Source organism: Streptomyces longispororuber (assembly GCF_024448165.1).
Lineage (GTDB): Bacteria > Actinomycetota > Actinomycetes > Streptomycetales > Streptomycetaceae > Streptomyces > Streptomyces longispororuber_A.
On sequence record NZ_JAMOLN010000016.1, the window covers coordinates 23338 to 48348 of the forward strand.

The following is a 25011-nucleotide window of genomic DNA, read 5'->3' on the forward strand; positions in this document are numbered from 1 at the left end:
CCTCTGTTCAGCGACGTACGACGATCGACGTTCCTTACGGCTACATGAACTCATTGCCCCGTAATCACCGTCGGCCAATCGCAACGGGAGATGAAGGGCCGGTACGCGCAATACGCTGACCGCATCCCCTACGCAGGAGACCCGGAGACAACGTGCAGATCCACGACTCGATGATCAGTCTCGTCGGCAACACCCCGCTGCTGAGGCTCAACAAGGTGACCGAAGGGCTTCAGGCGACCGTCCTGGCCAAGGTCGAGTACTTCAACCCCGGCGGTTCCGTGAAGGACCGCATCGCGCTGCGCATGATCGAGGCGGCCGAGCAGAGCGGGGAGCTGCAGCCGGGCGGCACGATCGTGGAGCCGACCAGCGGCAACACCGGCGTGGGACTCGCCATCGTGGCCCAGCAGAAGGGCTACAAGTGCATCTTCGTGTGCCCGGACAAGGTCTCCACCGACAAGATCAACGTGCTGCGGGCGTACGGCGCCGAGGTCGTGGTCTGCCCGACCGCCGTGGATCCCGAGCACCCGGACTCGTACTACAACGTCTCGGACCGGCTGGTCCGCGAGACGCCCGGGGCGTGGAAGCCGGACCAGTACAGCAACCCGAACAACCCGCTGTCCCACTACCACTCGACCGGCCCCGAGCTCTGGGAGCAGACCGAGGGGAAGATCACCCACTTCGTGGCGGGCGTCGGGACCGGCGGCACGATCTCCGGGACCGGGCGGTACCTGAAGGACGCCAGTGAGGGCCGGGTCCAGGTCATCGGCGCGGACCCCGAGGGGTCGGTCTACTCCGGCGGCTCCGGGCGGCCGTACCTCGTCGAGGGCGTCGGTGAGGACTTCTGGCCGACGGCGTACGACCGCGAGGTCGCCGACGGCATCGTCGCCGTGTCCGACAAGGACTCCTTCCAGATGACGCGGCGGCTCGCCAAGGAGGAGGGGCTGCTCGTCGGCGGCTCCTGCGGGATGGCCGTCGTCGCCGCCCTGCGCGTCGCCGAGGGCCTCGGCCCGGACGACGTGGTCGTCGTGCTGCTGCCGGACAGCGGCCGCGGCTACCTGTCGAAGATCTTCAACGACGAGTGGATGGCGGACTACGGGTTCCTCGACGACTCCGGGCCGAGCGCCCGCGTCGGCGACGTGCTCAAGGACAAGGACGGCGGCGCGCTGCCCGAGCTCGTCCACATGCACCCCGAGGAGACGGTCGGCGAGGCCATCGACGTGCTGCGCGAGTACGGCGTCTCGCAGATGCCGATCGTGAAGCCGGGTGCCGGACACCCCGACGTGATGGCCGCCGAGGTCATCGGTTCGGTGGTGGAACGGGAGCTGCTCGACGCGCTGTTCGCGCAGCGGGCGTCGCTGCACGACCCGTTGGAGAAGCACATGTCGGCGCCGCTGCCGCAGGTCGGATCCGGTGAGCCGGTGGCGGACCTGATGAGCGTGCTGGGCGCGGCCGACGCCGCGATCGTGCTGGTCGAGGGCAAGCCGACCGGTGTGGTGAGCCGTCAGGACCTGCTGGCGTTCCTGGCCAAGGGCGCCACGAAGTAGTCCGCGCGGTCCGCCGCACCGGTCCGCTTCACCGGTTCGCGAAAACGGTACGAGCGCGACACGTGCGCGCAGCACCGGCTTAACACGCGTCCGGCAGATTGGTGGGTGTCGGAGGGGGTGGGAGCGGCTCCCCGCCCCAGCCGGCACCACAGCGGCGTCAAGGACCTTCCGGAGCGGCTCCCGGACCTCCATGGACGCCCAGGACGTGACGCCCGGGCCTGACCCGGGCGCCGCGTCCCTCGCGGGGACCGCCGTCGTCCCGCCCCCCGTCACAGGGGGTGCGGCGGTCCCCGCGCAACTCTCTTTCCCCGTACGGGGGTTGCTCCACGGGCTTACTCCGCGGGCCTACTCCACGAAGAGGCCGCGCTCGGCCGCCCGTACGTCGAACTCCTCCAGGCGCGCCTGCGCCTGCGGCAGCCCGTCGCACATCGCCTCCAGGAGCACCCGGCCCAGCAGCATCGGCGCGCACGCCGTGTCGAAGGCGAGGCCCGTGCCGACGGCCGCCGGCAGCAGGAGGTCGGAGTGCTTGGCGACCGGCGCGAAGGCGGAGTCGGCGACGGTGACGACGGTCAGCCCGGTCTCCTTGGCGTACGCGAGGGCGTCGACGACCTCCCGCGGATGGCGGGGGAGCGCGAAGCAGAGCAGCGTCGTCGCGCCCGCGCGCACGGCCGCGTCGATCCGGTCGGCGAGCATCGTGCCGCCCTCGTCGAGGAGCCGGACGTCGGGGTGGACCTTCGCCGCGAAGTACGAGAACCCGTACGCCTGTGAGGCCGCGGCGCGCAGCCCGAGCACCGGCAGCGGCCGGGACGCGGCGAGCAGCCGGCCCGCCCGCTCGACCGGGGACGGGTCGGCGAGCAGCTCCGCCAGGTGGCGCAGATTGGCGATCTCGGCCTCGACGGCCTGCTGGTACTCGTTGGCCTCGGTGGCCGCCGTCCGCTCGGCGGGGGCGACCTCGCGCAGGTGCTTGCGCAGCGCCGGATAGCCGTCGAAGCCGAGGGCGACGGCGAACCGGGTCACGGACGGCTGGCTGACCCCGGCCAGATCCGCCAGCTCCACCGACGACAGGAACGGCACGTCGGCCGCGCGGCGCACCATGCAGTGCGCGATCCGGCGCTGGGTGGGCGTGAGCCGGTGGCCCTCGAAGAGGTGCTGGAGCCGGGCGGCGGGGCCCTGACCGAGCGCGGCGCGGTCCGTGTGGTCGTTCATCTCTCCCCGTTCCCCTGCGGTCCATTCAGTGCGGCTGCTGCGTGTATGAGCTTATTCAGAGCAGGGGACCGGCGCCAGGGGTTCCGCCGCGATGGGGCAACGGTAGTGTGCCTATCCGTCAGGCAACGGATGTGCAAGGGGGAGCGCCCGTGGGCAACGGGGGACCGGGGAGCGACGGCCAGACGCTGGCCAGTTCGCCCGCCGACAAGAAGAAGGCCGCCAAGTACCTGGAGGAGGAGCTCCTCCCGCACACGAAGTCGGCCGGGAACATGGCGGCGGGCGGCGGGGCCGTCAAGCCGCCCTTCATCGGCCCCGTGGCGCCGAACAGTCCGCTGATGAAGCAGGACACCGGGCTCAAGGGCCTCTCCGGCTGGGCCAGCGACCAGGGCCTGTCGGACGCGCTGGTGTCCTGGCAGGGGTCGGCGAACCGGCTGCTCGGCCGGCTGCAGACGGAGCTGAGCGCGCTGCACGGCACGAAGAACCTGTTCCAGGGCACCGACCTCGGCGTCCAGAGCCAGGTCAACGGCATCCGTCCGCCCAGCAGCTTCGACGGAATGTGACGGGGGTCCGGCGATGGCACTGACGTACCAGGACGTGATGACGGCCGATCTCTCCTCCTTCGTGGACGTCTCCACGGCGTGGAAGAAGATGGGCGACCGCTTCGGCGAGCTGCAGACGGACTACGAGAAGAACGTCCAGGGCGTGCTCGGCAACGGCAACTGGCAGGGCCTCGCCTACGGCGCCCAGCAGCAGAACGCCTCCGCCACCGCCTTCGAGTACGGCGCCGCGAAGGCGGAGGCGCACGCCGTCGCGAGCCTGCTCACCGACGCGCACACCGATCTGGTCCGGCTGCAGAAGGCGGTCAAGGACCTCGTCGAGGACGCGGAGAAGAAGGACTACAAGGTCGACTCGTCCGGCAAGGCGACCTACGTCGGCTTCGACAAGATGTCGCAGGACGAGAAGTTCGCGCTCCACCACGACCCCGACTATCCGAAGCTTGTCGCCGACGCCAACCAGAAGGCCAAGGACTGGTCCGACGCCATCGCCAAGGCCGTCCAGGCCGTCGACGACTGCGACCAGAGCGTGAAGCGCGCCCTGTCCCGGGCCTCCAGCGACGTGAACACGGACGGCCTCGGCTTCGGCGGGTTCAACGCGCACGCCGACGGCGACCTGAAGACGGCGGGCAAGCCGGAACCCAAGTCCGAGAAGAAGGACGGCGGTTGGGTCTCCGAGGGCGAGGCCGAGGCCTCCGGTCCCGAGGCCGGAGCCGAGGCCAAGGGCCCGGACGTCGGCGGCGGCAAGCTCGGCGAGGCCGAGGCGCACGCCTACCTCGGCAAGGCGTCGGCGGAGGGCTCGCTCACCAACGGCCCGTTCAAGCTGGCCGGTGAGGCCGAGGCGTTCGCCGGGGCCAAGGCCAACATCGGCGCGGGCATCACCAACGAGGGGCTCAACGCCGAGGCCGGTGCCTTCGCCGGCGGTGCGGCCTCGGCCCAGGGCAGCGCCTACGCGGGCCCCGTCGGCGTCTACGGGCGGGCCGAGGGCAAGGCGGGCGCCGAGGCGGAGGCCGGGATCAACGTCGGCAAGGAAGGCTTCCACGCCGGGGCCGGCGCGTTCGCCGGTGCCAAGGGCGAGGTCGCGGGCGGCGCCGACCTCGGCGGCATCGGCGTCGGTGTCACCGCCGAGGGCTACGCGGGGCCCGGTGCCGAGGCCAACCTGGACTTCGGCAAGGACCAGAACGGGGCCTGGCACTTCAAGGCCAAGGCCGGTGTGTCGCCGATCGTCGGCGGCGGTCTCGGCATGGAGTTCACCGTCGACCCGGGGAAGATCGCCGACACCACGGGCGACATCGTGAGCGGCATCGGGCATGGCGCGAGCTCGCTGGGGCATGCGATCGGCGGCCTGTTCTGATGGATGCCGACCCGGGCCGTCACAGCACCGCAGTGAGGAGTACCTGAGATGTCCACGACCCTTCCCGTGCCGATCACGTTCAAGCTGCCGGAAGGCTGGCAGGCCGCGGCACCGGACGCGGCGGGCGCCCCGGGCGCGGCGTTCGTCGCGGTGCACCCGTTCCCCGACAGCGGGTTCACGGCGAACATCACCATCGACGGCGAGTACCGCCCCGACACGGCGACGCTCGCGCAGATCGCCGACGAGTCGGTGGAGCGGCTGCGCGCGGCCGTCACGGACGTCCACGTCGTGGACCGCCAGGAGGTCGGCTCGCCCGGCTCCCCGGGGCTCACCCAGACCCTGGAGATCTCCGCACTGGCCGGGGGCGTGACGCGTGAGCTGGTCCAGTCGCAGGTGTACCTGGCGATGCTGGACGAGGCCGACGCGTCGAAGCGGGCGGTGACCCGGCTCGTGCTGACGGCCACCGCCGCCCAGTTCCCCGCGGTGGTGGGCGATTTCCAGGAGTTCATGAGCACCGTCCGGCCGGACACCGACGTCGCATAGGTTGAACGCATGGGACTCTTCGACAAGCTGACCGGGACCAAGCGCCCCGAGACCGGCGTCGCACCGGCCTCGCCCGACGAGGTGCGCGCCGCGCTGCTCGCCCTCAACACGGACGACGTTCCCTACGTCATCCGCGACGGCGGCGCCGACGAGGCCGACCTGGTGGCCGAGTGGCGGCTCGCGGAGCCGGCCTGGCAGACGTTCTTCTCCCGCACGCAGGTCACCCACGCCGTCCGCATCCGGATGCGGCTCGACGTCGGGAACCACGAGGTGCGGGCCCTGGAGGAGCAGTGGGAGCTGCAGTGGGTCGGCAACCCGCCGCGGCTCCAGATGTCGACGGAGTACTCGCGCGGCCCCGACCGGACCGTGACCCGCCAGTGGACCATCGAGCGCGGTGACAGCGGCCGTCTCCAGGCCACGGAGACGTTCCGCTACGACGCCTCGGACCTGCGCCGGCCGGTGCGCGACGCGGTCCTGCAGTCCGGGTGGGGCTGGAAAGGGCTGATGTTCGGCAAGCTGTGAGACCGTGGCGGGTGGCGCCGCCTCACTCGGCCAGCCGGTCGAGCAGCGCGGCCGCCCGTGCCACGTCCTCCGTCAGCGGCCGGTCCGCCGGGTCCGGGTCGAGTTCGGCCGCCGCCAGCGCGAACGCCCGGCCCACCGGCAGCGACGGCTCGGGGTGCAGGTCGCGCAGGCGCAACGCCCGGACGGCCGCCACCAGTTCGCAGCCCACCACCTGCCGGTAGGCGGTGCAGACGCGCAGCGTCTGGCGGGCCGCGAGCGAGGCGAAGCTGGCCTGCTCCTCGACACCGCGGGAGAGGACCGCGTGGCCGAGGGACGCGGGGGCGGAGAAGGCGCGGAGGTCCCCGAGGGCCGCGCCGGCCGCGTACTCCAGGATCATCACGCCCGACGAGGCCGGCTCGCCGTCCGCGAGGAACGGGCGCAGCCGGGTGTACGCAGGTTCGTTCAGCGTCGACAGGCGGGACGTGGAGAGCCGGGCCACCTGGGTGAGGGACAGGCGGAAGTGGTCCAGGGCCAGGGCCAGTTGGGCCATGTAGAAGCCGCCGTGGTGGTAGGCGGCCATGTCCGCGGGTGAGATCAGCGGGTTCTCCGCCGCCGCGTTGATCTCGACCGTCAGCACGTCCTCCAGGGCGTCCGCCGCGTCGTGCGCCGGGCCGTGGATCTGCGGCACGCAGCGGAAGCCGTACGGGTCCTGGATGCGGCCGAGCGGTGGTGTGGGGCGGTCCGGGGCGCCGAGCGTCGCGCGCATGCTCTCCGCCACGTCGTACGAGCCCCGGTGCCGGCGCGCCTCGTGGACCGGCAGGGCGTACGCCTCGTACGAGCCGTCCACCGCCAACAGGCTGAGCGCGGCGACCAGTTGAGTGGCCGTCAGGAGCGTGCGCAGTTCGTGCAGGGCGAGCGCCGACTGGCCGAGGGTGAGCGCGTTCGACGAGATCAGGGCCAGTGCGTCGTTGTTGTCGAGGGGCTGCGGCTCGGGAGCGGTGCCCTTGCCGCGCCAGGGGTGTTCGCCCGCGAGCGCCAGGCCCATCTGGGCCAGCGGGGCGATGTCGCCGGTGCCGACCGAGCCGTGCTCGTTGACCGCCGGGTGCGCGCCGTTCTCCAGCGCCTCGCACAGCGCCGTCACGACGCTGGGGCGCAGGCCCGCGCCGCCCGCGAGCAGCTGGTTCGCGCGGACCGCGAGCATCGCGCGCACCTCGCGCTCGGGCAGCTCGGCGCCGATCGCGCCCGCGTGGCTGCGCAGCAGGCGCAGGCCGTGGTCGGCGGCGGCCTCGGTGGGCACGTCCTCGCTGCGGTTGGCGCCGACGCCGGTGGAGCGGCCGTAGACCCGGCCCCACGCGGCGATCTCGCGGGCCGCGTTCCAGGACTCCTCGACCCGCTTCATGGCGTCGGTGCCCGGCACCGGGCGGGCGGTCGCGTCGGCGAGGCGGACCACGTCGGAGACCGGGAGGCCGTGACCGTCGAGGACGACGACCGGGGGAGTCGTCGGGGGCGTCGTGGACATCAGGCGCTGTTCCTCCTCTAACCAGGCGTAAAAGGACGACCGCGTCTCACAGTTCGGTCCGCCAGGCGCGGATTTACGGGTGATTTACGCGGGGGCATTGACAAGTTATTCACGCACCAAGAACTCTGCATGACGATATGCAGGACGGGCAAGAGGACTCCAGAGGCGCTCCATGATTCAGTTCGAAGCGGTCCACAAGCGATTCCCCAACGGCACGACAGCGGTTCACGATCTCTCGCTCGACATGCCCGAAGGGGGTGTGACCGTCTTCGTCGGGTCGTCCGGCTGCGGCAAGACGACCAGCCTCCGCATGATCAACCGTATGGTCGACCCGACCTCCGGCACCATCCGGGTCGGCGGCCGGAACGTCCTGGAGCAGGACGCCGCCGAACTGCGGCGCTCCATCGGCTACGTCATCCAGCAGGCCGGCCTCTTCCCGCACCGCACCGTCCTCGACAACATCGCGACCGTGCCGCTGCTCCTCGGCTGGGGCCGCAAGAAGGCCCGCGCCGCCGCCGGTGACCTCCTGGAGCGCGTCGGCCTCGCCCCGGAGATGGGCAGGCGCTACCCGCACCAGCTCTCCGGCGGACAGCAGCAGCGCGTCGGCGTCGCCCGCGCACTCGCCGCCGATCCGCCGGTGCTCCTCATGGACGAGCCGTTCGGTGCGGTCGACCCCGTGGTCCGTACTCAGCTCCAGGACGAACTGCTGCGCCTGCAGCGGGAGTTGAACAAGACCATCGTCTTCGTCACGCACGACATCGACGAGGCGGTGCGGCTCGGCGACCGGATAGCCGTGTTCCGTACGGGCGGGCACCTCGTGCAGTGCGCGTCGCCCGCGGAACTCCTCGCCCGGCCCGCGGACGACTTCGTCGCGGACTTCCTGGGGGCCGAGCGGGGGCTGAAGCTGTTGTCGCTGACCGCGCTGGTGGACGTGAAGCAGGGGGCGGCGCCGGACGGTGGGCCCTGGGAGCTGGTGCTGGACGGTGCCCGCAAGCCGGTCGTGTGGCGGGAGCGGGGCGGTGCCGGTGGTGCGGAGGTGCCCGTGCGGCCCCTCCGCGATACGGACTCGCTGCTCTCGGCCCTGAACGAGTCGATCGCGTCCCCGTCGGGGCTGGTGGCCCGGGTCGACGCGGAAGGTGTCCTGACCGGGGTGTCGTCCCGGTCCGACATCCATTCGGCGGCGGGAGACGCCCACCTCAGGGGCGCGGGGAACGGCGCGACCAGCCCCGACGGCGGCGCACCGGCACCTGAGCCCTCCGCCCCCACGGCGGCAACGCCTCGGGGCTCCGCCCCGGACCCCGCTGCTCAATCGCCGCAGGGGCTTGATCTGCCGGCCCCTGCCGACGCCCCTGCCGACGGCAAGAGTGGGCGTGGCGTCGCATGAGCTTCGACTGGGAATGGGTCGGGTCGCATCGGGACGACCTCGCCACCCTCACCGTCTCCCACCTCCAGGCGGCCCTGACGGCAGTCCTCCTCGGGCTGCTGATATCCCTGCCGCTGGCCGTCCTCGCGCACCGCGTGCGGCCGCTGCGCGGATTCCTCCTCGGGCTGTCGAACGTCCTGTTCACCATCCCGTCCATCGCCGTGTTCGTGCTGCTGCTGCCGGTCTCCGGGCTCACCCGCACCACCACCGTGATCGGCCTGACGATCTACACCCTCGTCGTGCTCCTGCGGAACACCGTCGAAGGACTCGACTCCGTGCCGCAGAAGACGAAGGAAGCGGCCAAGGCGATGGGGACGCGGCCGCTGCGCACCCTGCTCACCGTCGAACTGCCGCTCGCGCTGCCGGTGATCATGGCCGGCGTACGGATCGCGACCGTCATGTCGATCTCCCTGGTCTCCGTGGCCACGTACATCGGCGACGGCGGGCTCGGGCAGCTGTTCACCGACGGGTTCCAGCGCAACTTCCCGACCCCGGTCATCGTCGGCGTCGTCCTCACCCTCCTGCTCGCGCTCGTCGCCGACGCGCTGCTCGTCGGCGTCCAGCGGCTGCTGACGCCGTGGGCCCGCACCCGGACCCGGAAGGCCTGACCGCCATGTACGAACTCTTCAAGGACCTGGGCGCGTGGCTGGTCAGCGGCGACCAGTGGGGCGGCGCCGACGGCATCGCGCAGCGGCTCGCCGAGCACCTCCAGTACTCGCTGCTCGCCACGCTCATCGCCGCCGCGATCGCGCTGCCCGTGGGACTGCTCATCGGCCACACGGGCCGCGGCGCCTTCCTCGCCATCAACCTCTCCTCCTTCGGCCGCGCCCTGCCCACCGTCGGCCTCGTCGTCCTGGTCTTCCTGGCCAGCGGGCTGTCGATGTGGCCCGTCTACATCGCCCTCGTCGCGCTCGCGGTGCCGTCCATCGTCACCAACACGTACGCCGGGATGACCGCCGTCGACCCGGAGGTGAAGGACGCGGCGCGCGGCCAGGGGATGCGCGCCCACCAGGTGCTGTTCCAGGTCGAGCTGCCGCTCGCGCTGCCGCTGATCATGACCGGGCTTCGGCTCGCCCTCATCCAGGTCGTCGCGACCGCCACGATCGCCGCGTACGTCTCCTTCGGCGGGCTCGGCCGCTACGTCTTCGACGGGCTCGCCCAGCGCGACCTCGTGCAGGTGCTCGGCGGCGCCGTCCTCGTCGCGCTCGTCGCCGTCGTCCTCGACCTGGCCCTCTCCGGCCTGCAGCGCCTGCTCTTCCGCCACCGCCCCAGCACCCTCAAGTCCGCCTAGGAGCACCCCAGATGAACCGACGCACCCTCCTCGGCGGCCTCTTCGCCGCGGCCGCCGTACCCGCCGTCGCCGCCTGCTCCGGCGGCATCACCTCGCTCGACGGGCAGGGCTCCGGCGGCTCCGGCGGCGGCTCCAGCAAGGGCGGCCTCACCATCGGCACCGCCAACTTCACCGAGAACCAGGTCCTCGGGTACCTGTACGCGGCCGTCCTGGAGGCGGCCGGCGTCAGGACGACGGTCCGGGCCAACCTCGGCACCCGCGAGATCCTCATCCCCGCGCTCAAGGGCGGCGACCTCGACCTGCTGCCCGAGTACCAGGGCGCGCTGCTTCACTATCTCGACGCCAAGGCGACCGCCACCGAGGAGGGCGCGATGCAGAACGCCCTCGCCCTGGCGCTCCCCGCCGGCCTGCAGATCCTGCCCTACGGCATGGCCGAGGACTCCGACGCCTTCGCCGTCACCCGCGAGACCGCCGAGAAGTACGGGCTGAAGTCCCTCGCGGACCTCGCCAGGCACGACGGCAAGCTCGTCATCGGCGCCGCGCCGGAGGTCAAGAAGCGGCAGGTCGGCGCGGTCGGACTGAAGGACGTCTACGGCGTCGAGTTCAAGGAGTTCAAGTCGCTCGACTCCTCCGGGCCGTTGGTGAAGGGCGCTCTGAAGAAGGGCGACGTCGACGTGGCGAACCTGTTCACCACCGACACCGACATCGCCGCCAACCACTGGGTCGTCCTCACCGACCCCAAGAACCTCGTCCCCGGCCAGCACATCGTCCCGCTGATCGCCGACCGCAAGGCCGACTCCACGGTCCGCAAGGCGCTGGCCCGCCTCGGCAACGTCCTGACGACCGAGCACCTCACCGAGCTCAACCGCCTCGTCGACAAGGACAAGAAGGACCCCGAGGACGTCGCGAACGACTACGCCCGCCGGCACGGGCTCAGCAAGAAGAAGTAGAGAGGGCCGTCCCATGGCAGCGGTAGTGGAGAAGCACTCCATCGACGTCGTCCCCGACAGCGCACGGCACGGGCGCGCGTTCAACCAGTTCACGCTCTGGCTCGGCGCCAACCTCCAGATCACGGCCGTCGTCACCGGCGCGCTCGCCGTCGTCTTCGGCGGCGACGTGGTCTGGTCCCTCGCCGGCCTCGTGGTCGGCAACCTGCTCGGCGGCGCCGTCATGGCCCTGCACTCCGCACAGGGCCCCCGGCTCGGACTGCCCCAGATGATCCAGTCCCGGGCCCAGTTCGGAGTGAAGGGCGCGGTCGTCCCGCTGCTCCTCGTCATCCTCATGTACGTCGGGTTCTTCGCGAGCGGCAGCGTGCTCGCCGGGCAGGCGACGGCCGAGCTGACCCACACGAACGACACGACCGGCATCGTTGTCTTCGCGCTCGTCACCGCCGTGGTCGCGGCGCTCGGCTACCGCGTGATCCACGTGCTGGGCCGTGTCGCGAGCGTGATCTGCGCCCTGGCCTTCGTCTACCTGGGCGTACGGCTGCTCGACCGCGTCGACCTCGGCGACCTGCTGGGCGACGCCCACTTCTCGCTGCCGATGTTCCTGCTCGCCGTCTCGCTCTCCGCCTCCTGGCAGCTCGCCTTCGGGCCGTACGTCGCCGACTACTCGCGCTACCTGCCGCGGTCCACCAGCGCCAGGGCGACGTTCTGGTGGACGCTGTCCGGGTCGGCGATCGGGTCGCAGTGGTCGATGACGTTCGGCGTGCTGGTCGCGGCGTCCAGCGGCGGCGCGTTCCTCGACAACCAGGTCGGGTACGTCGTCTCGCTCGGCGGCGCGGGCCTCGTCGCGTCCTTCTTCTACTTCGTGATCGCGCTCGGCAAGCTCACCATCAACGTGCTCAACACGTACGGCGGCTTCATGTCGATGGTGACCGGCATCAGCGGCTTCCGCGGCCGGCGCGTCCTGTCGCAGCGCGGCCGGGCCGTCTACATCGCGATCATCATGGTCGCCGGCACGGCCGTCGCCCTGCTGGGCAAGGACTCCTTCCTGGCCTCCTTCAAGGACTTCCTGCTCTTCCTGCTGACGTTCTTCACGCCGTGGTCGGCGATCAACCTCGTCGACTACTACCTGATCTCGCGCGAGCGCTACGACATCCCGGCGCTCGCCGACCCGCACGGCCGCTACGGCGCCTGGCGCTGGGACGCCCTCGTCGTCTACGGCATCGGGCTCGTCGCCCAACTCCCGTTCCTGGCCACGCACTTCTACACCGGGCCGCTCGTCGAACCGCTCGGCGGCGCGGACGTGTCGTGGATCGTGGGCCTGGTCGTCCCCGCCGTCCTGTACTGGCTGCTCGCCCGCCGGGACACCTCGCACATACCGGACGCCACGATCCTGGGCACCGAGGAGTCCGCGGGGCCGCTCGTGGCCGGGGGCGCGGCCCACCGGTGATTGGGGGGTTAGCCCCACTGCCCGGGACGCCCCCGGTCCGTACCGTTGACCGGTATGGAAGCCCGCGAACGCGCACGTGACGCCGAACTGAAGAAGGAACTCGACGCCACCCTGCATGCCCGCAGGGAGCTCGGTGAGGAGTACGAGTCCGCGCTCGTGGACTCCTTCCTCGACAAGGTCGACCAGCGGCTCGACTCGGTCGTGGACCGGCGCGTGCGCCGGCAGCTGGCCGAGCACCAGATGGTCGTGGCCCGGGACAGCCGGAGCCCCCGCGGCGGCGGTGGCGGCGACAACTGGGGCGAACGCTTCGGCTTCGCCATCGTCTCGCTCGTCCTCGCGATCCCGCTCTCCGCGATCGCCGTGGTCAACGCGCACCTGCCGGGACTGCTGATCGCCTGGGGCGGGATCGTGGGCGTGAACGCGCTGCACGCCGGGCACCTGTGGCCCCGGCGGCGCGACCGGCGCCCCGAGCCGTCCGACTGGGAGGAGTAGTCACGCCTGCCGGGTCGGCAGGACGATCGCCTGGCGCAGGTTCACGTGCCGGGGGCGGCTCGTCGTGTAGGCGATGAGGTCCGCGACGTCGTCCGACGAGAGGCCGATGAGCGCCTCGAACATGCCGTCCAGCTGGCCGGAGAGCTCCGCGTTGTCGACGTGGGAGCCCAGCTCCGTGTCGGTCAGGCCCGGCTCGATGTTGGTGACGCGCACGTCGCGCGGGCCCAGCTCCGTGCGCAGCGACTGCGACAGGTACGTCAGGGCCGCCTTCGTGGCGCCGTACACCGCGTAGTTCGGGAACGGGACGTGCGCGCCGATCGACGAGATGTTGACCAGGTCGGCGGTGCCGCCGTCGGCCGCCGTCGCGATCAGGTCGGGGGTGACGGCGCGGATGACGCGCAGGGCGCCCGCGACGTTCGTGTCGAGCATCCGCTGCCACTCGTCCGCCCGGCCGTCCGTGACCGGGTTCGGGAGCATCACGCCCGCCGAGTTCACCACCAGGTCGACCCGGCCGTACGCGGCGCGCACCCGCTCGGCCGCCGCGTCCACCGACGCCTGGTCGGTGATGTCCGTGGGCACCGCGAGCGCCTGCCCGCCGTCGGCCTCGATCTTCGCCGCGAGTTCCGTGAGGCGGTCGGCGCGGCGGGCCAGCAGGGCGACGCGGGCGCCGTTCGCGGCGAGCAGCCGGGCGGTGGCCTCGCCCATGCCGCTGGCGGCGCCGGTGATCAGTGCGGTGCGGCCGGTGAGCGTGCTGTACGTCGTCTGAGTCATGGCACCAGCCTGCGACGGTCCGCGCCGCTCACCCAGGGCAGAGCTTTTCCTGGGTACGGCAGTACCAGGATGGATCCGGGCCGGGTGCCTAGGATCGACGGCATGGACGAGCACGGGGACAGCGGGGACGGCGGCGGCATCGGTGGCATAGGCGACTTCCTCAGGTCGCGGCGGGCCCGGATCCAGCCGGACGAGGTCGGTCTGCCGGGGCACGGGCGGCGCCGCGTGCCGGGCCTGCGCCGCGAGGAGGTGGCGCAGCTCGCGGGTGTCAGCGTCGACTACTACATCCGGCTCGAACAGGGCCGCGGCCCGTCCGTCTCGGACGCCGTGCTCGACGCGATCGCCCGCGTCCTGCGCCTCGACGACACCGAGACCGCGTACCTGCGTTCGGTGGCCCGGCCGGCGCGGACCCGGCGCAGGGCGCCCGCCCGCCCCGCGGGACAGCGGGTGCGGCCCGGCCTCAGGCTGCTCCTGGACACCATCGACAAGGCGCCGGCGTTCGTGCTCGGCCGCCGGATGGACGTCCTCGCCTGGAACGCGCTCGGTGACGCCCTCGTCGGCTTCTCGGCGATGGCGCCCAAGGAGCGGAACATGCCGCGCCAGGTCTTCCTCAACCCCGCGGCCCGCGACCTCTACCCCGAGTGGCCGGCGGTCGCCGCCGAGACCGTCGCCTACCTCAGGCTCGACGCGGGCCCGCACCCGAAGGACCCCCAACTGGCCACACTGGTCGGCGAGTTGTCGCTGGCCAGCGAGGACTTCCGGCGGCTGTGGGCGGACCACCAGGTCAAGGAGAAGACGTACGGGGCGAAGCGCATGACGCACCCCGTGGCCGGTGAACTCACCATGCCGTACGAGACGTTGACCGTCTCCGGCGAACCCGACCAGGCCCTCGTCGTCTACACGCCGGAGCCCGGGTCCGTGACGGAGGAGCGGCTGCGGCTCCTCGGGAGCTGGGCGGCGACCGTGCCCGCGGCCGAGTGAGACGGCTCTCACGAGACCCTCAGGGATCACTCAGAATCCCGCACTAGTCTCCCGGGCGGCCGAGCCGACGGTCTACGGCCTACGGCCTACGGAGGGAGACAACGGTGACGCGCGGAGCGCAGGGTCTGGTCAGGACCGCCGTGGTGGTGCGCGCCGGAGCCGCACCCCTGTGGTGGCTCGGAGTGCTCGCGGCGGCGATCGGACTGCTGCCCGGCGGATTCACCGGACGCCGGATCGGTGTCCTGGCGGGCGCCGTGCTGTTCCTCGTGGCCGTGGCGGCGGTGGCGTACGGCAGGCGCGGGCGGTACACCGCGCTCACCGGCTCGGCGGCCCGCGCAGGGAAGCACGACGTGCTCCAGGACCGGGCCGTCACCGTACGGAACTGGCGGCGCGGCCACCGCTGGTGGCTGGCCCTCGCGTTCCTCGCGGCCCTCGGCAGCGCCTTCGCGGTGCCCGCCGCGGGCGGCATGGCGGTCGCCGGGGCGGGTGTCGGACTGTGGCTGAAGGCCGCGTGGCTCGGGCGGTGCGAGCGGAGCGACGACGCGCTGCTGTGGCTGCGCGTCGACTGGCTCGGCTCCCGCGCGGGCGCGCCCGTCGGCAAGCAGGTCAAGGCGTACCGGCGGACCGGGACCCTCGCGGGCGACGCCGCGCCCGGTGGGGCGCGGCGCCGCTGAACCCCGCGGACGAGCGGTCTGCTCAGACCTCCAGTTCGGCCTCGATCTTCTTCAGCTGGTGGCGGGCCATCGCCAGGTTGGCGCGCTGGTTGTCCAGCACCAGGTAGAGGAAGAGGCCGTTGCCGCCCCGGCCCTTGAGCAGCCGGATCAGGTGGTACTGCGTGCCGAGCGTGATCAGGATGTCCTCGATCTCGTCCTTCAGGCCGAGGTGCTCCATGGTGCGCAGTTTGGAGCGGACCACATCGGTGTTGCCGGCGGCCGCGACCTCCAGGTCGAAGCTCTTGGAGCCGCCGATCGTGCCGAGCGCCATCCCGCTCGTGTAGTCGACGAGGGCGGCGGCGGAGGCTCCTTCGATGGAGGCGAGGGCGTCCTTGAGAGCGGTCTCGGTGTTGGCCATGGTGGCTTCCTTTCCAGTTGCTGCTGTTGTCGCTGTTGTCGCTGTTTCCGGTGGTGCCTCTGTTGCTGTCCGTGATTCCGTGGTGCTGCCGTCGGGTCAACGGGCGGTTCGGGGCTGCAGGTTGGTTTCCGGGAGCTTGGACCGGGGGGTGCGGACGGGCAGTTCGCCCTCCGGGTTCGGGGTGGTGCGGGCGCGGGCCCGGCCGCGGGTGCGCACGACCGGCTCGGGCGGTTCGGGGGGCGCCGCGTCGACGAGCTCGCCGATCCGGGTGCCGGCCCGGCGCCCCTCCAGATGGAGCCGGCCGACATTGACCCGGTCCTCCGCGAGCAGCGTGAGGACGGCCGTGTCCCCTGCCGCGTACGTCGCGACGTAGCCGTCCGTGCCGCGCACCAGGAGTTCCCGGAAGGCACCCTGGGCGGTGGCGTCCGCGAGCCGCTGGGCGACGCCGAGCGCCGCCGCGGTCAGGGCCGCCACGCCCTCCGGTTCGACGCCGGGGGTGTCCTGGGCGAGCACGAGTCCGTCGACGCTGGCCGCGAGTGCCCCGGTGACCTGGGGCACCCGGACTCTCAACCTCTGTAGTTCGCCGAGGACTTCGGCCTCGTCGGCCATCGGCGGTCTCCTTTCGGGAGTTCCGGAAGCTTCGGTGCCGGCTCGTCCGGTGCGGCGGAGGCGCTTCACAGGGCCTCCAGCGCGGCGCGCAGCCGGCGCAGCAGGGCCACGTCGGGGTCCTCGACGCTGCTGTGCGCGACCCATTCGGGCACGGGCGTGGTCGCCGCCGGGGGTGGCGGGACGGCGGCCACCAGGCCGCCCGCGGCGAGCCGCCGCAGGTCGACCAGGGTGTGAAAGGCGGGCCTGCCCAGGGCGGTGGCGATCTGGGACGCGGTGCGCGCCCCGTCGACCAGGTCCAGGACGCGGCGCCGGCGCGCGGGCACCGGCCTGTCCGGGTCGGGCCCCAGGGTCAGCGACGCCGTGTCGGTGTCCGGCTCGGGCCAGATCCGCTGCAGCAGCTCGCGCCGGCGCAGCGTCTCCCGCTCGACGGCGGCCACCGGCACCGGGCGCACGGTGCCGAACCAGTGCGAGACCCCGTACCGGAAGCGGGTCGGGCCGCTGGTCGGGGCGAGCGTGAAGTAGGCGGCGTCGAACAGGGCGCCCAGGTGGCACAGTTCGAGCGCCCCGTCGGTCAGCCGGCCGCGCTCGACGAGATACCGCCCGACGCGCTGCCTGGCCCCCGCCTGGTCGACCGCCTCCCACCAGCCCTCGGCCTGGACGGCGCCGCCCGCGGTGAGCAGCACGTCGATGCCGGGCGTCGCCGGGGACTCCGCGTGCACGATGTGGCCGTCCTCCAGGTAGAGGGTGCCGTGCTCCCGGATCAGCGCGCCGGTCGCCTGCTCGGCCGCCAGGCGGCTGAGCATCGGCGAGACGCCCGTCGGGGCGGGGGCGGAGGTCATCCCAGGATCAGCCGGTCCGCCAGATCGGACAGCCGCAGCCGGGCGAGGGCGAGATTGCCCTCTCCGCGGTCCAGCCACAGGTACAGGAAGACGCTGCTGTCGAAGCTGGTCCGGACGAACCGCAGGACGTGATAGCCGTCCCGGTTCGTCACCATGACGTCCTCGACGGGCGGCGCCTTGTCGCCGGCGGAGCCCTCGGTCCAGTCGCTGCCGTCCGCGGGCGCGAAGGCCCGGTGCTCGGCGGCGAGCCGGGCGAGCTCGGCGGCCTCGGCGGCGGTGGCCTCGTGGTCCCCGTTCGGCGACTCGCCGACGGTGCCCAGGGCGAGTCCACTGGTCCAGTCGACGACCGCGGCACCGCGGGCCCCCGGCAGCCGCATGACCTCGAGCAGGCACTCGTCGATTCCGGGCACGCCTGAAACCCCCCACTTCGTCGCCACGTCGGTGTATTTCTGGTGTGTGTGAGCGCGACGCTACGCACGGTTCGGTGACCTGGTGAGGGTTCTGGCATTTTCCGATGGAACATGCGTACCGAGGACTAGAATCCGCCAACCGGCCCGAAAGTCACGGCTGTTCGGGCCGGTCGGTGTGGGCTGTGCGGGGTGTTCAGTCCTCCGTGCGCGCCTTCATCACCAGCTTGTTCACCGCCCACAGAGCGATGCCGATGGCGACGAGCACCCCGGCCCTGACGTAGACCTCGGCGGGCCGGTCGGCGAGCGGGCTGGCCAGGATCAGCGCGGTGACGGCGCCGAGCACCGGCAGCACGGTCGGCGTACGGAAGTGCCGGTGCTCCACCCGGTCCTTGCGCAGCACGAGCACCGCGACGTTGACGACGGCGAAGACGCACAGCAGCAGGAAGGCCGTGGTGTCGCCGAGCCCCTCGATCTCGCCGGTCGACACCAGGCCGATCGCGAGCAGCGACACGAAGACGATGCCGACGACGGGGGTGCGGCGGGCGGGCAGCACCCGGCCCATGGCGCGTGGCAGGATCCGCTCGTTGGCCATGCCGTAGCAGAGCCGCGAGGCCATCATGATGTTGATGAGCGCCGAGTTGGTGACCGCGAACAGGGCGATGAGCGCGAAGAGCTTGTGCGGGAAGTCCAGCCCGCCGGCCTTCACGACCTCCAGCAGCGGTCCGCTCGACGACTCCAGCGTCGTGTGGTCGACGAGCAGCGACGACACGAGGGCGACGAGGACGTAGATGGTCCCGGTCACCGCGACGCCGATGAAGATCGCGCGCGGGAAGGTGCGCGTCGGATCCTTGGTCTCCTCCGCCATGTTGACCGAGTCCTCGAAGCCGACGAACGCGAAGAACCCGAGCGCCGTCGCCCCCAACACCCCGGTCATCAGGGCGAATCCGCTCCCGCTCGCCTCGAACTCGGTGAGCCGCGACGGTTCTCCCTCGCCGGTCAGCACCGCGTACGCGCCGATGGTGAGGATGATCAGCAGCCCGGTCAGCTCGACCATCGTCAGCACGACGTTCGCCTTCACGGACTCGCTCACGCCCCGCAGGTTGAGGGCGGCGAGCGCGAGGACGAACAGGATGGCGACGAGCGTCGGCGGCAGCGCGTCGTTCGTCAGCTCGCCGAGGTAGTCGCCGCTGAACGCGCGGGCGGCGGCGCTCGCCGACGACAGGCCCGAGCACATCACCATGAACGCGATGATGAAGGTCAGGAAGGGGACCTTGAACGCCTTCTGCGTGTACAGCGCCGCCCCGGCCGCCTTCGGGTACTTGCCGACGAGTTCGACGTACGAGGCCGCGGTCAGGATCGCCACCACGAACCCGATCACGAACGGCAGCCACAGGGCGCCGCCGACCTTCCCCGCGACCTTTCCGGTGGTCGCGTAGATCCCGGTGCCGAGGATGTCGCCGATCACGAAGAGGATCAGCAGCTTGGGGCCGATGGCGCGGTGCAGCGTGCCGTCGCCGGACGGTGGCGGTGTGGTGGACGTGGGCGTGGACGACGTCGTCACGGGTGCCTCCCCCGAGGTGGATGCCTGGAAGGGGACGCATGCCCGTGACGCACGTCACGGATGCGCGAGTTGAGCAATCTCAGAGGTCGCGCAGGCCCCGCCGCAGGCCGCCGCCGGACTCGGCCACGATCTCCTCGACCGTCTGCGGCTCGCGCGCGGTCGCGAACCGCACCCCGCCGTCGGCGTCCGCCACGAAGCCGTAGACGCCCGGCCTGGCCAGCGAGTTGTACGAGTAGTGCTGCGCGAAGTAGTACGCGCCGGTGTCGAGCGCGGCGGCGTAGTCGCCCGCCTCCAGGAGCGGCAGCGGGTGGTTCTCGGCGAGCAGGTCACCCGCGAAGCAGGCCGGACCCGCCACGTCCTGGGCGACGGCGGGCCCGGTCTTCGGCAGCCCCTTCGCGTCGTACGCGGCGATCCGCAGCGGCCACGACCCGGGCGCGTACACGGTCCTGGTGGCGACCTGGACGCCCGCGTGGGTCACGGCGATCGGGCGGCCGCCGCTCTCCTTCGCGTACTCGACGAGGGCGAGCAGCGTGCCGTGCTTGGCGAGCAGCGAGCGGCCGAACTCGGTGACGATGCCGTACCGCCCGTCGAAGAGGCCCGGCACGGTCTCGGCGAGCAGCTGCGCGTACGCCGCGTGCGTGGGGGTCTCCTCGTCGGAGGCGAAGTTGACGGGCAGGCCGCCGCCGATGTCGAGCGTGTCGATCTGCTGCCGGCCGGCCGCCGCGTTGATCTCCTCGGCGAGTTCGTACGTCGTGCGCACGCCCTCGGCCATCAGCTCCAGGGGCACGCCCTGCGACCCGGAGTGCGTGTGCAGCCGGGTCAGCCACGGCCGGTCCAGGTACGTCCGCACGAGCCAGGCCCGCGCCCCCTCGTCGCGCAGGGCGACACCGAACTTGGAGGTGGCGGTCGCGGTCGACAGGGCGCCGATCGACCCGGCGCCGATCTGCGGGTTCACGCGGACGCCGAGCGGGGAGCGGGTGGGCGCGGAGCTCACGAGGGCGTCGAGGCGGGCCAGCTCCTGCGCGTTGTCCGCGTTCACGGCGATGCCGAGCGCGAGGGCCTCGCGCAGTTCGGCGGAGGTCTTGGCGGGGGAGTCCAGGACGGTGTGGGTGGGCGGCACCACCGCGGCGCGGGCCAGGGCCAGCTCGCCGGGGCTGGCGACCTCCACCCCGATGCCCTCCTCGCGCAGCAGCCGCAGGACCGGGACGAGCGGCGTCGCCTTCACCGCGAAGGTGTGCAGGATCTCGGTGCCGGGGGCGGCGACCGCGTCGAAGGCGGCGCGCAGGGCGGCCGCGGAGGCGCGGATGCCGGTGACGTCGAGGAGTCCGGCCACGGGGGCCGAGGGGCCGACGAGTCCTTGCTCGACGGCGGCCCGTACGGCCTGGTCGCGGCGGGTGGAGAGGTGCGGGGAAGCGTCCGTGGCAGCCATGTGGTCCAGACAACCACCCGAACCGCTGTCATGGGAATGTATTGACTAGCTCTATTCAGGAAGTCAGGATGTGAATATCCGCATCAACATGGAGCACCCCAGGAGGCCGCCGATGTCAGGACCCCGCCCCGTACGAGCCCCGCGCGGCACCGAGCTCAACACCCTGGGGTGGCAGCAGGAGGGCGCGCTGCGGATGCTCATGAACAACCTCGACGCCGAGGTCGCCGAGCACCCCGACAAGCTCGTCGTCTACGGCGGCACGGGCAAGGCGGCCCGGTCCTGGGAGGCGTTCGACGCGATCGTGCGCACGCTGAAGACGCTGAAGTCGGACGAGACACTCCTCGTCCAGTCCGGCAAGCCGGTCGGCGTGCTGCGCACCAGCGAGTGGGCGCCGCGCGTGCTGCTCGCCAACTCCAACCTGGTCGGCGACTGGGCCAACTGGGAGGAGTTCCGCAAGCTGGAGGCCGAGGGCCTCACCATGTACGGCCAGATGACGGCCGGTTCGTGGATCTACATCGGCTCGCAGGGCATCGTCCAGGGCACGTACGAGACCTTCGGCGCGGTCGCGCGCAAGAAGTTCGACGGCACGCTGGCCGGCACCATCACCCTCACCGCCGGCGTCGGCGGCATGGGCGGCGCCCAGCCCCTCGCGGTCACCATGAACGAGGGCGTCGCGATCTGCGTCGACGTCGACGAGACCCGCATCGACCGCCGCATCGGCACCCGCTACCTCGACGTCAAGGCCGACAACCTCGACCACGCCCTGGAGCTGGCGGTCCAGGCCCGCGACGAGCGCCGCGGCCTGTCCATCGGCGTCGTCGGCAACGCGGCCGAGGTCTTCCCCGAACTGCTGCGCCGCGACGCCCCGATCGACATCGTCACGGACCAGACCTCGGCCCACGACCCGCTCGCCTACCTCCCCGTCGGCATCTCCGTCGAGGACTGGGACAAGGAGCGCGAGGCGGACCCGGCCGGCTTCACCGACAAGGCCCGGCACTCGATGCGCCTGCACGTCGAGGCGATGGTCGGCTTCCTCGACAAGGGCGCCGAGGTCTTCGACTACGGCAACTCGATCCGCGACGAGGCCCGCAAGGCCGGCTGCGAGCGCGCCTTCGACTTCCCCGGCTTCGTCCCGGCGCACATCCGCCCCCTGTTCGAGGAGGGCCTCGGCCCGTTCCGCTGGGCCGCCCTGTCCGGCGACCCGGAGGACATCCGCAGGACCGACGCCGCGATCAAGGAGCTGTTCCCCGAGAACAAGCACCTGCACCGCTGGCTCGACATGGCCGCCGAGCGCATCTCCTTCGAGGGCCTCCCGGCACGCATCTGCTGGCTCGGCTACGGCGAACGCCACCTGGCGGGCCTCAAGTTCAACGAGATGGTGGCCAGCGGCGAACTGTCCGCTCCCGTCGCCATCGGCCGCGACCACCTCGACTCGGGTTCGGTGGCCTCCCCGTACCGCGAGACCGAGGCCATGAAGGACGGCTCCGACGCGATCGCCGACTGGCCGCTCCTGAACGCGCTGGTCAACACCGCTTCGGGTGCCTCCTGGGTCTCCCTCCACCACGGCGGCGGCGTCGGCATGGGCCGCTCCATCCACGCCGGCCAGGTCTGCGTCGCCGACGGCACCGACCTCGCCGCCCAGAAGATCGAGCGCGTCCTCACCAACGACCCGGCGATGGGCGTCATCCGCCACGTCGACGCGGGCTACGAGCACGCGGCCGAGGTCGCGGCCGAGCGCGGCGTGCGGGTGCCGATGCGGGAGGGCGAGTGACCGCGTCCACGGGTGCCGCCGGTGCCGGGTTCCTGGAGATGTGGCGCGATCTGCGCCCCATCGGCCGGAACCGGGACAGCGGCGGCTACCGGCGCTACGCCTGGACCGCGGCGGACGCCGACTGCCGCGCCTGGTTCCGGGCGCAGGCCGAGTCCCGCGGCCTGACCTACGAGCTGGACCGCAACGGCAACCAGTGGGCCTGGCTCGGCGACCCGGACGCCGGGGACGCTGTCGTGACCGGCTCCCACCTGGACTCCGTCCCCGACGGCGGCGCCTTCGACGGCCCCCTCGGCGTCGTCTCCTCGTTCGCCGCCCTGGACGAACTCCGCCACAGGGGAGCGGAGTTCACCAAGCCGCTCGCGATCACCAACTTCGGCGACGAGGAAGGCGCCCGCTTCGGCCTGGCCTGCGTGGGCTCCCGCCTCACGTCCGGCGTCCTCACCCCCGAGCAGGCGCACGCGCTGACGGACGCCGACGGGGTGAGCCTCCCGCAGGCGATGGAGCGGGCCGGGTACGACCCGGAGACGATCGGCCCCGACCACGACCGGCTCGCCCGCATCGGCGCGTTCATCGAACTCCACGTGGAGCAGGGCCGCGCGCTCGACCTGTCGGGCGACGCGGTCGGCATCGCCAGCTCCATCTGGCCGCACGGCCGCTGGCGCTTCGACTTCCGCGGCGAGGCCAACCACGCGGGCACCACCCGCCTGGTGGACCGCAGGGACCCGATGCTCAGCTACGCGGAGACGGTCCTGGCCGCCCGCCGCGAGGCCCGGCTCGCAGGCGCGGTAGCCACGTTCGGCAAGATCGCGGTGGAGCCGAACGGAGTCAACGCCATCCCGTCCCTCGTACGCGGATGGCTGGACTCCCGGGCGGCGGACCAGCAGGCCCTCGACGACACGGTCACGGCGATCGAGAAGGCGGCCCGCGCCTACGCGGACGAGCACGGCATCGAGGTGTCGCTGACCCGCGAGTCGTTCACGCCGGTCGTGGAGTTCGACCACGCCCTGCGCGACGAGCTGGCCAGGATCCTGGGCACGGACCAGGAGCTGAAGGTGCCGGTGCTCGGCACGGGCGCGGGACACGACGCGGGAATCCTGGCGTCGTCGATCCCCACCGCCATGCTGTTCGTACGCAACCCCACGGGCGTCTCGCACTCCCCGGCGGAGTCCGCCGCCGAGGACGACTGCCTGGCAGGTGTGCACGCCCTGGCCGACGTACTGGAAGGACTGGCCTGCACGTGACGCAGACGACGCGGTACTGGCTCGAACACGCCTGGCTCGACCCGACGGTGGAGCCTGGCGTGCTGGTGGAGGTCGCCGACGGCCGCATCACCACCGTGCGCAAGGGGGTCGAGACCCCGCCGCCCGGCGCCACGGTGCTGCGCGGCCTCACCCTCCCCGGCCTCGCCAACGCCCACTCGCACGCCTTCCACCGCGCGCTGCGCTCGACGGTGCAGGTCGGCTCGGGCACGTTCTGGACCTGGCGCGAGGTCATGTACGGGGTGGCCGACCGGCTGACCCCGGACACGTACCACGCGCTGGCCCGGGCGGTGTACGCGGAGATGGCACTGGCCGGCATCACCGCGGTGGGGGAGTTCCACTACCTCCACCACGCCCCGGGCGGCACCCCGTACGCCGACCCGAACGCGATGGGCGAGGCGCTGATCGCGGCGGCCGACGAAGCCGGCATCCGCATCACGCTCCTCGACACGGCCTACCTCTCGTCGGGCTTCGGCAAGGCGCCCGACCGGCACCAGCAGCGGTTCAGCGACGGCACGGCGCAGGCCTGGGCCGAGCGTGCGGCCCTGCTGAAGGAGCGGCCCGGGGTGCGGATCGGCGCGGCGATCCACTCGGTCCGGGCGGTCCCCGCGGACCAGCTCTCCACCGTCGCGGAATGGGCCTCGGACCGGCGCGCCCCGCTCCACGTGCACCTCTCCGAGCAGACCGCGGAGAACGACGCGTGCCAGGCCGCCCACGGCTGCACCCCCACGCAGCTCCTCGCGGACAACGGGGTGCTGGGCGCACGCACCACCGGCGTCCACAACACCCACCTCACGGACCGGGACATCGCCCTCATCGGCGGCTCGGGCACCGGCACCTGCATGTGCCCGACGACGGAACGCGACCTGGCCGACGGCATCGGCCCGGCCGTGGCCCTCCAGAAGGCGGGCTCCCCGCTCTCCCTCGGCTCCGACAGCCACGCCGTGATCGACCTCTTCGAGGAGGCGCGCGCGATGGAACTGAACGAGCGGCTGCGGTCGCGTACCCGTGGCCACTGGACGGCGGCGGCCCTGCTGCGCGCGGCGTCCGCCGACGGCCACGCGGCCCTCGGCTGGGACGACGCGGGCGTCCTGGAACCGGGCGCGACGGCCGACCTGGTCACCCTCACCCTCGACTCGGTCCGCACGGCGGGCGCGTTGCCGCGCCTGGGCGCGGAGACGGCGGTGTTCGCGGCGGGCGCGTGCGACGTGACGCACGTGGTGGCGGGCGGCCGCGTGATCGTCCGCGACGGCTCCCACGTGACGCTCGGCGACGTGGCCCAGTCCCTGACGAAGGCGATCACGTCCCTGCACTAGGCGTCCCGCCGGTTCGGGTGGGCGAGTGCGGGTGCGTGGGGGCTGGTCGCGCCCCGCGGCGGAGCCGCTGATGACACAGCCCCGCGCCCCTGAAGGCATGCGCTGACGCGCAGCCTTCCCCACCGGGGAGAGGCCGCCCGAAGGGCGCGCCTCTCAGGGGCGCGGGGAACTGC

Annotated in this window: 25 protein-coding genes; 16 read left to right on the plus strand and 9 right to left on the minus strand. The window is 72.3% G+C overall.

What is annotated here, in order from left to right:
- The first annotated feature begins 152 nt into the window (after positions 1 to 152).
- A complete protein-coding gene (locus tag M4J07_RS06920; RefSeq protein WP_255968455.1) occupies positions 153 to 1544 on the plus strand; it encodes a cystathionine beta-synthase in 1392 nt (463 codons plus the stop codon).
- Positions 1545 to 1889: 345 nt separating this feature from the next.
- Here the strand turns inward: M4J07_RS06920 and M4J07_RS06925 are convergent, their stop codons facing one another.
- Positions 1890 to 2750 (minus strand): MurR/RpiR family transcriptional regulator, encoded by an 861-nt coding sequence (locus M4J07_RS06925; RefSeq protein ID WP_255968457.1) that lies wholly within the window; start codon positions 2748 to 2750, stop codon positions 1890 to 1892.
- A 149-nt stretch (positions 2751 to 2899) separates the two neighbouring features.
- Here M4J07_RS06925 and M4J07_RS06930 point away from each other — a divergent pair, with 149 nt between their 5' ends.
- From M4J07_RS06930 to M4J07_RS06945, 4 genes are read left to right on the plus strand one after another with little or no spacing between them, the layout of a single operon-like run.
- Entirely contained in the window at positions 2900 to 3310 is a 411-nt protein-coding gene (locus M4J07_RS06930) for a hypothetical protein (protein ID WP_255968459.1), read from the plus strand.
- Between the two features lie 13 nt (positions 3311 to 3323).
- Entirely contained in the window at positions 3324 to 4658 is a 1335-nt protein-coding gene (locus M4J07_RS06935; RefSeq protein WP_255968461.1) for a hypothetical protein, read from the plus strand.
- Between the two features lie 48 nt (positions 4659 to 4706).
- Positions 4707 to 5201, plus strand: a complete 495-nt coding sequence (locus M4J07_RS06940; protein ID WP_255968463.1) for a DUF1795 domain-containing protein — start codon at positions 4707 to 4709, stop codon at positions 5199 to 5201.
- A 9-nt stretch (positions 5202 to 5210) separates the two neighbouring features.
- Complete coding sequence (locus M4J07_RS06945) at positions 5211 to 5723, plus strand: hypothetical protein (protein ID WP_255968465.1); 513 nt, start codon at positions 5211 to 5213, stop codon at positions 5721 to 5723.
- 22 nt (positions 5724 to 5745) lie between these two features.
- Here the strand turns inward: M4J07_RS06945 and M4J07_RS06950 are convergent, their stop codons facing one another.
- Positions 5746 to 7221 (minus strand): aromatic amino acid ammonia-lyase, encoded by a 1476-nt coding sequence (locus tag M4J07_RS06950; RefSeq protein WP_255968467.1) that lies wholly within the window; start codon positions 7219 to 7221, stop codon positions 5746 to 5748.
- Positions 7222 to 7393: 172 nt separating this feature from the next.
- Here M4J07_RS06950 and M4J07_RS06955 point away from each other — a divergent pair, with 172 nt between their 5' ends.
- The 6 genes from M4J07_RS06955 to M4J07_RS06980 are packed head-to-tail and all read left to right on the plus strand — an operon-like array spanning position 7394 to position 12821.
- The gene (locus tag M4J07_RS06955) at positions 7394 to 8605 is read left to right on the plus strand and encodes an ABC transporter ATP-binding protein (protein ID WP_255968470.1); all 1212 of its coding nucleotides are present in this window, start codon (positions 7394 to 7396) and stop codon (positions 8603 to 8605) included.
- The gene (locus M4J07_RS06960) at positions 8602 to 9252 is read left to right on the plus strand and encodes an ABC transporter permease (protein WP_255968472.1); all 651 of its coding nucleotides are present in this window, start codon (positions 8602 to 8604) and stop codon (positions 9250 to 9252) included. The genes M4J07_RS06955 and M4J07_RS06960 overlap by 4 nt, the downstream gene beginning before the upstream one ends.
- 5 nt (positions 9253 to 9257) lie before the next feature.
- Positions 9258 to 9935 (plus strand): ABC transporter permease, encoded by a 678-nt coding sequence (locus tag M4J07_RS06965; RefSeq protein WP_255968549.1) that lies wholly within the window; start codon positions 9258 to 9260, stop codon positions 9933 to 9935.
- An 11-nt stretch (positions 9936 to 9946) separates the two neighbouring features.
- Positions 9947 to 10885, plus strand: coding sequence for an ABC transporter substrate-binding protein (locus M4J07_RS06970; RefSeq protein WP_255968474.1), 939 nt, complete (start codon positions 9947 to 9949; stop codon positions 10883 to 10885).
- 13 nt (positions 10886 to 10898) lie between these two features.
- Positions 10899 to 12329 (plus strand): purine-cytosine permease family protein, encoded by a 1431-nt coding sequence (locus M4J07_RS06975; protein ID WP_255968476.1) that lies wholly within the window; start codon positions 10899 to 10901, stop codon positions 12327 to 12329.
- A gap of 54 nt (positions 12330 to 12383) precedes the next feature.
- Complete coding sequence (locus tag M4J07_RS06980; RefSeq protein WP_255968478.1) at positions 12384 to 12821, plus strand: hypothetical protein; 438 nt, start codon at positions 12384 to 12386, stop codon at positions 12819 to 12821.
- On the opposite strand, the gene M4J07_RS06985 is transcribed toward M4J07_RS06980, so the two are convergent.
- Complete coding sequence (locus M4J07_RS06985) at positions 12822 to 13592, minus strand: SDR family oxidoreductase (protein WP_255968480.1); 771 nt, start codon at positions 13590 to 13592, stop codon at positions 12822 to 12824. It abuts the gene before it with no gap.
- A gap of 102 nt (positions 13593 to 13694) precedes the next feature.
- Between M4J07_RS06985 and M4J07_RS06990 the strand changes: the two genes are divergently transcribed.
- Positions 13695 to 14573, plus strand: coding sequence for a helix-turn-helix transcriptional regulator (locus M4J07_RS06990; RefSeq protein ID WP_255968482.1), 879 nt, complete (start codon positions 13695 to 13697; stop codon positions 14571 to 14573).
- A gap of 104 nt (positions 14574 to 14677) precedes the next feature.
- Complete coding sequence (locus M4J07_RS06995) at positions 14678 to 15247, plus strand: hypothetical protein (RefSeq protein WP_255968484.1); 570 nt, start codon at positions 14678 to 14680, stop codon at positions 15245 to 15247.
- A 22-nt stretch (positions 15248 to 15269) separates the two neighbouring features.
- Here the strand turns inward: M4J07_RS06995 and M4J07_RS07000 are convergent, their stop codons facing one another.
- The 6 genes from M4J07_RS07000 to M4J07_RS07025 form a co-directional block, all read right to left on the minus strand.
- Entirely contained in the window at positions 15270 to 15644 is a 375-nt protein-coding gene (locus M4J07_RS07000) for a hypothetical protein (protein WP_255968486.1), read from the minus strand.
- Positions 15645 to 15740: 96 nt separating this feature from the next.
- Positions 15741 to 16253, minus strand: a complete 513-nt coding sequence (locus M4J07_RS07005) for a roadblock/LC7 domain-containing protein (protein WP_255968488.1) — start codon at positions 16251 to 16253, stop codon at positions 15741 to 15743.
- Positions 16254 to 16318: 65 nt separating this feature from the next.
- Entirely contained in the window at positions 16319 to 17092 is a 774-nt protein-coding gene (locus M4J07_RS07010; protein ID WP_255968490.1) for a DUF4388 domain-containing protein, read from the minus strand.
- Complete coding sequence (locus M4J07_RS07015) at positions 17089 to 17502, minus strand: hypothetical protein (RefSeq protein WP_255968492.1); 414 nt, start codon at positions 17500 to 17502, stop codon at positions 17089 to 17091. The genes M4J07_RS07010 and M4J07_RS07015 overlap by 4 nt, the downstream gene beginning before the upstream one ends.
- Positions 17503 to 17695: 193 nt before the next feature.
- A complete protein-coding gene (locus tag M4J07_RS07020; protein ID WP_255968494.1) occupies positions 17696 to 19063 on the minus strand; it encodes an APC family permease in 1368 nt (455 codons plus the stop codon).
- Between the two features lie 79 nt (positions 19064 to 19142).
- Positions 19143 to 20492, minus strand: a complete 1350-nt coding sequence (locus M4J07_RS07025; protein WP_255968496.1) for a diaminopimelate decarboxylase — start codon at positions 20490 to 20492, stop codon at positions 19143 to 19145.
- Positions 20493 to 20604: 112 nt separating this feature from the next.
- Between M4J07_RS07025 and hutU the strand changes: the two genes are divergently transcribed.
- From hutU to M4J07_RS07040, 3 genes are read left to right on the plus strand one after another with little or no spacing between them, the layout of a single operon-like run.
- On the plus strand, positions 20605 to 22263 hold the full coding sequence (gene hutU, locus M4J07_RS07030; protein WP_255968498.1) for a urocanate hydratase: 1659 nt from the start codon (positions 20605 to 20607) through the stop codon (positions 22261 to 22263).
- A gap of 38 nt (positions 22264 to 22301) precedes the next feature.
- On the plus strand, positions 22302 to 23504 hold the full coding sequence (locus M4J07_RS07035) for an allantoate amidohydrolase (RefSeq protein ID WP_255968551.1): 1203 nt from the start codon (positions 22302 to 22304) through the stop codon (positions 23502 to 23504).
- A complete protein-coding gene (locus tag M4J07_RS07040) occupies positions 23501 to 24838 on the plus strand; it encodes a formimidoylglutamate deiminase (protein WP_255968500.1) in 1338 nt (445 codons plus the stop codon). Before M4J07_RS07035 ends, M4J07_RS07040 begins: the two co-directional genes overlap by 4 nt.
- The last annotated feature ends 173 nt before the right edge of the window (positions 24839 to 25011 follow it).

Excerpts from the sequence above, each read along its gene's own strand:
- M4J07_RS06970 (WP_255968474.1), top strand. The coding sequence starts at position 9,947 with ATGAACCGACGCACCCTCCTCGGCGGCCTCTTCGCCGCGGCCGCCGTA.
- M4J07_RS06925 (WP_255968457.1), bottom strand. The coding sequence starts at position 2,750 with ATGAACGACCACACGGACCGCGCCGCGCTCGGTCAGGGCCCCGCCGCC.
- M4J07_RS06955 (WP_255968470.1), top strand. The coding sequence starts at position 7,394 with ATGATTCAGTTCGAAGCGGTCCACAAGCGATTCCCCAACGGCACGACA.
- M4J07_RS07005 (WP_255968488.1), bottom strand. The coding sequence starts at position 16,253 with ATGGCCGACGAGGCCGAAGTCCTCGGCGAACTACAGAGGTTGAGAGTC.
- M4J07_RS06975 (WP_255968476.1), top strand. The coding sequence starts at position 10,899 with ATGGCAGCGGTAGTGGAGAAGCACTCCATCGACGTCGTCCCCGACAGC.
- M4J07_RS06950 (WP_255968467.1), bottom strand. The coding sequence starts at position 7,221 with ATGTCCACGACGCCCCCGACGACTCCCCCGGTCGTCGTCCTCGACGGT.
- M4J07_RS06980 (WP_255968478.1), top strand. The coding sequence starts at position 12,384 with ATGGAAGCCCGCGAACGCGCACGTGACGCCGAACTGAAGAAGGAACTC.
- M4J07_RS06990 (WP_255968482.1), top strand. The coding sequence starts at position 13,695 with ATGGACGAGCACGGGGACAGCGGGGACGGCGGCGGCATCGGTGGCATA.
- M4J07_RS07000 (WP_255968486.1), bottom strand. The coding sequence starts at position 15,644 with ATGGCCAACACCGAGACCGCTCTCAAGGACGCCCTCGCCTCCATCGAA.
- M4J07_RS06965 (WP_255968549.1), top strand. The coding sequence starts at position 9,258 with ATGTACGAACTCTTCAAGGACCTGGGCGCGTGGCTGGTCAGCGGCGAC.
- M4J07_RS06935 (WP_255968461.1), top strand. The coding sequence starts at position 3,324 with ATGGCACTGACGTACCAGGACGTGATGACGGCCGATCTCTCCTCCTTC.
- M4J07_RS06985 (WP_255968480.1), bottom strand. The coding sequence starts at position 13,592 with ATGACTCAGACGACGTACAGCACGCTCACCGGCCGCACCGCACTGATC.
- M4J07_RS06960 (WP_255968472.1), top strand. The coding sequence starts at position 8,602 with ATGAGCTTCGACTGGGAATGGGTCGGGTCGCATCGGGACGACCTCGCC.
- M4J07_RS07025 (WP_255968496.1), bottom strand. The coding sequence starts at position 20,492 with ATGGCTGCCACGGACGCTTCCCCGCACCTCTCCACCCGCCGCGACCAG.
- M4J07_RS07035 (WP_255968551.1), top strand. The coding sequence starts at position 22,302 with ATGTGGCGCGATCTGCGCCCCATCGGCCGGAACCGGGACAGCGGCGGC.
- M4J07_RS06945 (WP_255968465.1), top strand. The coding sequence starts at position 5,211 with ATGGGACTCTTCGACAAGCTGACCGGGACCAAGCGCCCCGAGACCGGC.
- M4J07_RS06940 (WP_255968463.1), top strand. The coding sequence starts at position 4,707 with ATGTCCACGACCCTTCCCGTGCCGATCACGTTCAAGCTGCCGGAAGGC.
- M4J07_RS07010 (WP_255968490.1), bottom strand. The coding sequence starts at position 17,092 with ATGACCTCCGCCCCCGCCCCGACGGGCGTCTCGCCGATGCTCAGCCGC.
- hutU (WP_255968498.1), top strand. The coding sequence starts at position 20,605 with ATGTCAGGACCCCGCCCCGTACGAGCCCCGCGCGGCACCGAGCTCAAC.